Annotated in this window: 3 protein-coding genes; all 3 read right to left on the bottom strand. The window is 36.6% G+C overall.

The window, feature by feature from the left end; genetic code table 11:
- Positions 1 to 14 precede the first annotated feature (14 nt).
- Positions 15 to 761 (bottom strand): helix-turn-helix domain-containing protein, encoded by a 747-nt coding sequence (locus H580_RS25545; RefSeq protein ID WP_051217475.1) that lies wholly within the window; start codon positions 759 to 761, stop codon positions 15 to 17.
- Positions 762 to 765: 4 nt separating this feature from the next.
- Positions 766 to 1587 (bottom strand): helix-turn-helix domain-containing protein, encoded by an 822-nt coding sequence (locus tag H580_RS24350; RefSeq protein ID WP_036605308.1) that lies wholly within the window; start codon positions 1585 to 1587, stop codon positions 766 to 768.
- A 271-nt stretch (positions 1588 to 1858) separates the two neighbouring features.
- A complete protein-coding gene (locus H580_RS0114445) occupies positions 1859 to 2131 on the bottom strand; it encodes a hypothetical protein (protein ID WP_028595405.1) in 273 nt (90 codons plus the stop codon).
- Between the last annotated feature and the right edge of the window lie 178 nt (positions 2132 to 2309).

Below are 2309 nucleotides of genomic sequence, written 5' to 3' on the forward strand. Positions count from 1 at the left end.
GTTGTTTTTGCGTTTTATCGATCATACATTCCTTCATAAGCCACTTCAAAACGTCTAGGGAATGTGTTAATGAAAGCTAAAAAATTCCCGTTGTTCTTCTTAGGTAATGTATCAAAATGTTCTTGAACGCCTTCCTCAAATTCTTCTTTTTCAATACCACATTCTTCAAGGCGATAAATGTTTTCCATAATTAATGCTAGTTGCTCTTCTGTAACTCTCATATGATGTTTTTCTTTGTTTAGGAAAAAATAAGAGTTATAGATTTGTAAATAGAGATGATCGTTGATTGGTAGATCAATGTATATGTTGTTGTCTTTAATATTTATTGGTTGTTTATAACCTAGTTGTTTATACTGTGCACTTGATTCACTACCTTGTGTATCTGATGCACTAGTAAAGTTCCCGTTTTGGGAACTGTTGACTCCCACTTTTGGAACCGAAAGTTCCTTTTTTGGGAACTCTTCATTAGGTAGCCGAACGGGTTCTATTACTTCATAAATATTACTTTTATTAGATCCGTTTGTACCTTTTCGATTTTCTTTTTTGAGAAGATTAAGCAGCGTTAATTCTTTAACAACCTGTTTTGCTTTCCGTTCACTCATTCCGCATTTAGAAGCAATGGTCGAAAAGGAAGGAAAAGCAGTTGTTGAATTATTGCTGCAGCGTGTCAGATATAAATAAACCGATAACTGATAAGGATTTAATCCGATTTCAAATATATCGTTTGGTGATTTAAAGTATCCTTTTTTAATTTTTTTCACATGCTCACCTTCTTGTTTTCACTCTCTTAGCAGCTTTATATTGCTTGATCGCATCTTTATAGCAGTTATTAAAGAACCCTACAGGGTTATCAATATTGAAGCGCAGGTTTCCAAACAGATCAGCTGCACGAGCAGCGTAGAGATCACATGCGATTGATATTACTTCTGGATCAAGCTGTTTCGGAAATTGATTAACTAACATCAAATAGATTTCCGGAATATAAGATCCACCCATTGTAACACCGTTTGCTATGTAACATTTTTGAGTAACACGTTCTTCTAACGCTTGATAGATTTCATTTGAATAATTTTGAGATTCTGAAGAACAAGCGATTTCAGCGGATGCACTCATACAATCAATCATATTTAAATCATTATTACTTAAATCATTATTACTAAGTAGTGGGTTTTCCGTTGACGTATTTCCCGCGGACGGATTTTCCGTTTGCGGATGATTATCCCCGTGAACGGAAAATCCGTCTTCGGTGATTTCAGTCATTTCAAGCTCGATAGGTTGCTCATATGCGATGTACTCCATGCGTCCAAAACTACCATTCTCACGTATTTGCCTACGCATAAGGTAGCCGCATGAAATAAGTTCTTTTATACCAGCTCGCACAGAATCTCTACCATCTTTTGAGCGTTTTATGAGGTCTGATTCATAGACCTGCCAACCTTCCGGCTTGGAGAGTAGATAAATTAAAAGCCCTTTGGCTTTCCAACTGAGCCGGTCATCACTCAGGATATATTTATCAACCATCACATACGGGTTAGTTCTTTTCTCTGCTTTAAATACTGCTTCGCTTTTGTTTCGATCATTTGCCATTAAAAAACACTCCTCTATTATTCAAGGGGTGTTGTCTACAGTGCTTTAAGCTGTTAAAATGGACGTAACAACTTAAAAGGGTAGACTTACCCCTTGATATGTAACGATTGAGCGCCTATTCCGTCCAAAGAATGAGGGCGCTTTTTTCGTTTATCTAATTCTAGCATTCTGACACCATCCTTTGCTAGATTGAATAACTCCGCTTTAAACGCCATCCTGAGACGTTTCGATGCCTAAGAGGTACAAAACCATTACCTTTTGTTAAAAAAGCCTATAAACCCCCTTTGCGCTCGTCTGACAACCTTTCATTGTGAACGAGTGTACGAATAGTTTTTGAACGGTTCCCCTTATCTAACCAATCCCAGTCTTCTTGAGCTAACGTCAAAGAAATCTTTCTAGTAATCCCGATCGGTGGACGCCCCATTTCTGCCTTTATCAAAAATTTGGATCGGCAGTCAATACATAACCTGTGTTTTTCATCTCCAATATTAAATTCAGTTACATCGTTCTTTCCGCTACATCTTTGGCATACTTTTGCTGACACTTTATTTCCTCCTTTCATGATTACATTTTAACTTTAAGTTACCCAAAAGTAAACACAAAAAAGGTTACCTATATATACTTACTATCTATCAATCATACAAACAAAATAGGCGCAAACTATAGACTAAGTGTTGAATGGTGAATCAGTAATAAAATCATTGCAGTAGTGACGAAAATGG

It is taken from the genome of Paenibacillus assamensis DSM 18201 (genome assembly GCF_000422445.1).
GTDB classification, from domain to species: domain Bacteria; phylum Bacillota; class Bacilli; order Paenibacillales; family Paenibacillaceae; genus Paenibacillus_B; species Paenibacillus_B assamensis.